Genomic DNA, 6508 nt, shown 5'->3' with positions numbered 1-6508 from the left:
CCCGCGCAAGCGGGAGTTCGACTCCGTCATCCTGGCCGCAGTGAAGTGGCCGGAGATAGATGGATGGGGACGCGAGTTCCCCCGACGATTCAAACGACGATGCAGTTGAACCAACAACCCCATGCAGCCCTGGCCCAAACCGAAGAACCTCGCTGTCAAGGAACGAAGCTCAGAAAGGACACCTGAGCTTCGTTTTCGGCCCGAGCTTATGCGCGTGGGGAGCGGGGTCAAGGGTCAAGATGAACGCCAAAAAACGGCGCCCTTGACCCCGCTCCCCACGACCGCGCCTTACTTCGCCCTTGACACCGCCAACGTCGTTAGAGATGTCAAGCCCCCAAACCACCTAAACCAAACAAACAAACGAAATAGAGAGTGCCGATTAATTACCTCGACTTCGCTATACTGGTATCAGACTCAAACAGGGAAAACGCCCGGAACCCTCCGGGCGTTTTTTTTGGCGCTAACCCCTTACATATCAATATTCTGATGTGTAACTCATTCAAAATCAATATTTTGGCCAACTTAAATCAAGTAAACTAAACAAAACAAAATATTTATCCATCTAAGGGGGGAGGGGCCTAGTAAGGCGTCGTCCCCGAAGGAGCAGGACTGGTCGGACTCGTCGGACTGGTTGGACTCGTCGGACTCGTCGGCGAAGTCGTTCCACCCGCGGGCGTCCCAATCGGCGTCCCAAACGGAGCGCTCGGACCAAAACCACTGCTGCCCGAGCCGCCCGAAGCCGGTCCGCCCAGCAGCGCGGCCTTCGCCTTCATCTGCTCGATCCGCGGGTCGTACAGAAACTCCCACGTCTCGTACGTGATCTGCTCGTTAAGATCCGTAATCGACGTTCCCGTCTTCGAGCTGCCAAGACCGATGATCGGACCTCCACCACCGGAGAAAGTCGTAGCCGACTGGCTCCCGATCCCACCGAAGCCGCTGCCTCCGGCGCCGGTTGAATTCGTCCCGCCGGGTCCCGAGCCGCTCGTCGGCGAACCGTTAGCCGAGGATCCTGTAGGTGATGAGCCTGTGGGTGAGTTGCTCGACCCACTCGACAGCGAGAGTCCGCCTGACGAATTCCCTGGCGAAGTAGGAGACGTGCTCGTCCCGCCAACCGTCTGTGTCGGCTGAGCCGACACCATCGACGCCGCCGCACCAAGACTGCCAGTCGCGCCACCGCCCGGAAGCCCCGCCAGCGGCTGGCCAAAGAAGCCTTTCACCGTCGTCTTCGCCTCACCCACGTGGATCAGCCGCCAGTCCGGCTTCCCCGTCATCGGGTCAGGGTACTTTTGCCGCAGAAACCGTGTATTGTTCGACTTCTCCAGCTGGTCCATATTGCCCGGATACTGTCCTAACTTGCGGTAATACAGTTGAATCGCACGAACATACTCGTTGCCGCGATGGATCGCCTCCACCTCGCGGTCACGCCGCAGCGACTGCGCAACCTTCGGAGCCGCAACGCTCAGCGCCAGCATCAGCAGGAAGACGAGAACGATCACCCCGAGCAGCATGAAGCCCTGCTCGCCCTCGCGTCTCGTCTCTGGACCAGTCTGTTGCATCGCCGCTCTCAGTGCCCAATCAGCGGAAGCGTCTGCCGGTTGTTGTTCGTCATGTCTTCCACCACGATCGAGTTCGCCGCAACCGATAGGACGCGATAGTGCCGCTGAACGATTTCGCCATCCGAGGCCAGAAAGACATCTTCTCCGTGCAGCAGAAACGCCTGCCGCTTTCCATTCGCCGAAGTTACCGTCCCAAAGAACTTCAGATCGATCGGCGGAGGCGGAGGCGGTCCTGGCGGAACCGTGTACACAGGAACGACCTGCTTCGGACGCGCCGACGCAATCGGCTTCGGAATCGCGACCGGAGCCGACGCCGTCGAAAAGATATTCCGCCCCGTGCCCGAGTAGACCAGCCGCTCCGTCACCAGCATCGGCCCCATCTTCAGCGTCGGGTCCAGCTGCGCCGAGGTCGTTCCCAGGCTCTTCGCTTCGCCGCCCTTCGCCGTCTGCGAGCCGGACCTGGCAGGCGCGTAGGCAACCTGCGCTGCCGGTGCCGAAGCGGTCTGAGCCGCTCGAGGCGCCGGACCATCGTCGCGCAGCTGGTAGTACAGGATTCCCAGCGCCAGCACGACAAAGCCGCCAATCGCGATGCCCTTCTTCTGCGAGTCTGTCATCGTCATCGAGCCTCGCTCCCGTCCTCGCCGGCAGAATGCGTCCGAGCGTCCTTTGCCGTCTTGACCCGCGCAGTCTCGCGCTTCACAGGACGCAGATACGTCGTCAGCTTCAGCCGCAGCCCGACCATTCCGCTCTGCTGTCCGGTCAGCGTCACTCCGCTGATGAGGAAGAACATCTTGTCCCGCTCGAGCGAGTTCACAAACAGCACCAGCGGCCGATAGTCCCCGTTCAGGCTCGCATCCATGTGAACCTCGGTAAGCGCGCCTGCCGCGCCATCGAGCACTGGCGATTCGGCATACTGCACGCGCGTCAGCTTTACACCCTGTTTCTTCGTCAACGCGCCAAGCTCTGCCAGCACCTCGGAATAAGCAGAAGGAAGCCGCGTCTCATAGAACTTGTCGGCAACCGCCGTCGCCGCGGTGAGCTTTCCGTCCAGCCCTTCCAGCGGCTTCTTGGCAATCTCGGCGGTCTTCATCGCAACCGTCTGCTGCGCAATCGCCTTCGCGTCCCGGCTCATCGTCACCTTCCAGGCCAAGCCAATCTGCACCAGAAGATACAGATTCACCAGCGCCAGCGCAGCAACGGCCGTGTAGTAAAGATTGAGCCGTGTCATGAGGCTGCGCGTCCTCGCCGACACTCCCTGAACGCTCTGCGCGACTGCGGCAGCTCGAGTCAATGTCGTCATCGCACACCGCCAGTCATCGGCCGCTGCGACGGCGGAGCAGCCTTCGTGCCCCGCGCACGGCGCGAGACCGTCCGCGGCTCGTCCGATTTGGCCGGGGAATCTTCATCGTCCTTCGCGGCCGCCGCCTCAACCTTCTTCGCCTCCGCTGGAGACAGCGGATTGTATCCGCTCAGAATGTCGAACTCGACCGCTCCCGGCGCAACCGGAGATGCACTTACACGCCCCGTCTCCCCCGCCTGTGCCGACTCGCCGGCCAGTCGCGGAGCTACGAAGCGCTGCGACTTCTCGAGGTTCCGCACCAGATCAACGGCGTGGTCGCGCTCACCGCTGACCTTCAGTCGAATATTCACCTCTCCGGTCTTCGTCGTCGCCGGCTCGATGCTCGTCACCTGAACGCCAGCCGGAAGCACGCGCTCGAGATCCATCATCACCGCCGTCCAGCTGAAGCTCTTCTCGGAGAACAATGCGTTAAGGAACTCGCTGCGCTCGAGCACCGCCATGTTCTGCGGCTGATGCATCCTGGCCTCATTCCTCTGACGCTCCTGCTGGTACGCGAGCGTCTTCGCCTTCAGCGCGTTCATATCGGCCTCAGCCGCTCGTGCCTTCACCGTCAAGGTGTGCAGCCAGAACGCAAGACCGATCGCAAGCAGGATCAGCGCAACAACGACGATCCGCAGCCTGGCGAAGAGAGGACGCAGTTCGACAAACGGCCGCGTCGCGAGATTGACCGAGATCCGCATTAGTTCCTCAGCGCTCCTCTCACTCCCGCAAGCCAGCCGCGCGGCATCGTCGCCGCAGCCGCCGCAAGCGCATCCGCTCCAACCATCTCCTGAACTCTCAGCCCATCGAGACCACTCTCCTCAAGCACTATCCTGAGCCCTTCGGCTCCGAGCGTGCCCGCCGAGACGATCGCCTCAGAAGCGCGTCCCAGCGTGTCCTCAAAATAGGCCGCCGCCACACACACCGCTTGCGCGATCTCACGAGCCGCCAGTGCACCCTCGCTCGATTCCAGCACCTGCGTCTCAATCCCAGCCTCGGCTTCGATGCGATCGTAGCCACACCGATCGTAGCCTCGCGAACCGTCCTGCGCCTGCAGCACACCACCGCTGTGCTCCGTGCTCGAGATGGCCTCGCAAGCCACCTCGAGCGTGCGGTGAAGCATCAGCACGCCAGCGCGCACAATCGCCGTCGTCACGCCGCCGTGGCTGCAATTGACGACCAGCGCCGGAGCCTCCTGCTCATTCAGACAGGCCAACGCCGCAAGCGTGCTCGGCAGCACAGCTCCCGAAGCGTATCCCGCCGCGGCGACCGCTCCCTCGTACTCCTCCAGCACCTCGCGCGGCATCGCCACGGCAAGCACCCTCACCGTGCCTCTCTCGCTCGCCATCACCTGATAGCTCACCGCCGCGGTGTCGGCGTCAAAGGGCACCAGCTTCTTCAGCCGGAAACGGATCACCGGCAGCGCCTCGGCTGCCTTGCCGGGAAGGTCGTCAAAGTCAAGCAACAGGACCCGCGCCGCAGCATCCGGAACCACGATCGTCACATCGCGGATGCGGTCGCCGCCGCGACCGGCGACCGCATCCAGTGCCGTACGGATCGCCGCTGTGACTCGTGCCGGATCGGCGATGTTGCCGCCCCTCAAACCGGCGCATATGGCGCCATCAGTGAGCGGGCTCTGCGCGATCGCAGTCAGCAGCGCCGACGCGTCCTCGGCCCTTGCCGCAACGACGCCGTCGGCCCTAAGCTCAACCGCCAGCCGAGGCCGCGTCCCCAGAGTTTTCGGTAGAATTTCCATCCCGTCCCAGCTTACCTTGTTCCTTCCGCAACGTGCCGCGATCTCACTTAGCGCCCCGCCTCAATAAACGTCACTTTGTTGATTTCCTTGAGCGTCGTAATACCTGCCCTCACCCGCTCCAGCGCAGAGTCGCGCAGAAACGCCATTCCCTTCTCGCGCGCCTTCTTGCGAATCTCGCTTCCCGGCTTCTTGGCCAGCAGCATCTCGCGAATCTCGTCGTCGAGCTCCAGCAGCTCATGGATCGCGGATCGTCCGCGATAGCCCGTTCCCCCGCACTCTATGCAGCCTGCACCCTCCTGGAACCGGAAGCTTCGCCAGTCATAGAGATCAAGCCCGCTGGCGAGCAGGGTCGCATCGTCGTAGTGCACCTCGCGTACGCAGAACTCGCAGATCTGCCGCACCAGCCGCTGCGCCAGTATGCAGTTCAGCGCCGATACGAAGTTGTACGGCTCCACGCCCATGTTGAGGAAGCGCCCAAGCACATCGACGACGTTGTTCGCGTGAACCGTAGTGAAGACGAGGTGTCCGGTAAGTGCCGAGTTGATGGCAATCTGCGCCGTCTCGGCATCGCGGATCTCACCAACAAGAATCTTGTCCGGGTCGTGTCGCAGGATGGAACGCAGACCGCGTGCGAACGTCAACCCCTTCTTCTCGTTCACCGGGATCTGCGTGATGCCGCGGATCTGGTACTCTACCGGGTCTTCGATGGTGATGATCTTGTCTTCCTCGCTCTTGATCTCGTTGAGCGCCGCGTACAGCGTCGTCGTCTTTCCCGATCCGGTCGGCCCGGTGACCAGCACCATCCCGTACGGCTCCTTGATGTAGCGGCGGAAGCGCGTGAGATCCTGCTCCGCAAACCCTACGACTTCCAGCGAGAGCTTCTTGAACTTTTCGCTCATCGACTCCTTGTCGAGCACGCGCAGCACGGCGTTCTCGCCATGCACCGTCGGCATGATCGAGACGCGGAAGTCGATCAGGCGGCCCTTGTAGCGCACACGGAAGCGGCCGTCCTGCGGAACGCGGCGCTCGGCGATGTCGAGCTCGCTCATGACCTTGATGCGCGAGAGGATCGTCTGGTGATGCTCGCGCGCGATGGGAGCCATCGCCTGCTGCAGCACACCGTCGATGCGGTACTTCACCTGCAGCGAATCATCGAAGGTCTCGAGGTGAATGTCGGAGGCGCGCCTCTCGAGCGCGGTGAAGATCGTCGTGTCGACCAGGCGAATGATCGGCGAGATGTCATCCTCGCTGGTCAGCCGCTCGATCGAGATGTTCTCATCGCCCGACTCCTCGCTCGAGAGAACGTCGAAGGCCAGCCCCTCGCTCGCCTCATCGAGCACGCGCTGCGACTGTTCCGTCTTCTTCAGCAGTTCGGTGATCTGCGACAGCGTGGCCACGCGCGTCTCAAGCCGCGTCCCGAGCAGCCCCGAGATCTCATCCAGCACCATCAGCTTCGAGGGGTCCGAGACCGCGATCGCCAGTCGCGAGCCCACCTGCTCCAGGGGAACGAAGTTGTAGCGGAACATCATGTCGACAGGAACGCGCTTGAAGAGATCGTGCTGAATCTTGAAGTTCTTCAGATCGACGAACTCCGCGTGGTAGCGCCGCGCCAGCATCTGCGCGCGCTCCAATTCGTCCATCCCCAGTTCATGGACTGGTATCGCCAGCGGTACATTTCCCATACGCGTAAGACTCCTGTGCTATCCAACCGTCACTAAGCGAACCGGAAACGCGCTCGGTGGAACCATGGCAACCCTAAAGCCGGTCTGTGCAACATAATTCATGAATCATTCCATCAACGAGACCAGGGTCCCAGAAAGACCGGCGATCCCTGCCAGTGCGACTGCTTTTATCGTA

6 protein-coding genes are annotated in these 6508 nt (G+C 62.0%); all 6 read right to left on the bottom strand.

The window, feature by feature from the left end; all coding sequences use genetic code 11:
- Positions 1–578 precede the first annotated feature (578 nt).
- Genes Q363_RS22010 through Q363_RS21985 form a run of 6 tightly spaced genes read right to left on the bottom strand, consistent with a single transcriptional unit; the run spans position 579 to position 6333 of the window.
- Positions 579–1556, bottom strand: coding sequence for a type II secretion system protein (locus tag Q363_RS22010; protein WP_035354855.1), 978 nt, complete (start codon positions 1554–1556; stop codon positions 579–581).
- A gap of 8 nt (positions 1557–1564) precedes the next feature.
- A complete protein-coding gene (locus Q363_RS22005) occupies positions 1565–2176 on the bottom strand; it encodes a hypothetical protein (protein WP_035354853.1) in 612 nt (203 codons plus the stop codon).
- Entirely contained in the window at positions 2173–2856 is a 684-nt protein-coding gene (locus Q363_RS22000; RefSeq protein ID WP_064742701.1) for a hypothetical protein, read from the bottom strand. The genes Q363_RS22005 and Q363_RS22000 overlap by 4 nt, the downstream gene beginning before the upstream one ends.
- Positions 2853–3596 (bottom strand): PilN domain-containing protein, encoded by a 744-nt coding sequence (locus Q363_RS21995; RefSeq protein WP_035354850.1) that lies wholly within the window; start codon positions 3594–3596, stop codon positions 2853–2855. The genes Q363_RS22000 and Q363_RS21995 overlap by 4 nt, the downstream gene beginning before the upstream one ends.
- Positions 3596–4651 carry a type IV pilus biogenesis protein PilM gene (locus Q363_RS21990; protein ID WP_035354847.1) on the bottom strand — a complete coding sequence of 352 codons (1056 nt, stop codon included), beginning with the start codon at positions 4649–4651 and terminating at the stop codon, positions 3596–3598. The genes Q363_RS21995 and Q363_RS21990 overlap by 1 nt, the downstream gene beginning before the upstream one ends.
- Positions 4652–4698: 47 nt before the next feature.
- Positions 4699–6333, bottom strand: coding sequence for a GspE/PulE family protein (locus Q363_RS21985; protein ID WP_035354844.1), 1635 nt, complete (start codon positions 6331–6333; stop codon positions 4699–4701).
- Between the last annotated feature and the right edge of the window lie 175 nt (positions 6334–6508).

The sequence above is a fragment of the Edaphobacter aggregans DSM 19364 genome (assembly GCF_000745965.1).
GTDB classification, from domain to species: domain Bacteria; phylum Acidobacteriota; class Terriglobia; order Terriglobales; family Acidobacteriaceae; genus Edaphobacter; species Edaphobacter aggregans.
Note: the sequence above shows the minus strand (reverse complement) of the source record. Positions and strands in the feature narration are given on the sequence as shown.

Bases quoted from the DNA above. Each gene is read 5' to 3' on its own strand.
- Q363_RS22010 (WP_035354855.1), bottom strand. From the start codon at position 1,556: ATGCAACAGACTGGTCCAGAGACGAGACGCGAGGGCGAGCAGGGCTTC.
- Q363_RS22005 (WP_035354853.1), bottom strand. From the start codon at position 2,176: ATGACGATGACAGACTCGCAGAAGAAGGGCATCGCGATTGGCGGCTTT.
- Q363_RS22000 (WP_064742701.1), bottom strand. From the start codon at position 2,856: ATGACGACATTGACTCGAGCTGCCGCAGTCGCGCAGAGCGTTCAGGGA.
- Q363_RS21995 (WP_035354850.1), bottom strand. From the start codon at position 3,596: ATGCGGATCTCGGTCAATCTCGCGACGCGGCCGTTTGTCGAACTGCGT.
- Q363_RS21990 (WP_035354847.1), bottom strand. From the start codon at position 4,651: ATGGAAATTCTACCGAAAACTCTGGGGACGCGGCCTCGGCTGGCGGTT.
- Q363_RS21985 (WP_035354844.1), bottom strand. From the start codon at position 6,333: ATGGGAAATGTACCGCTGGCGATACCAGTCCATGAACTGGGGATGGAC.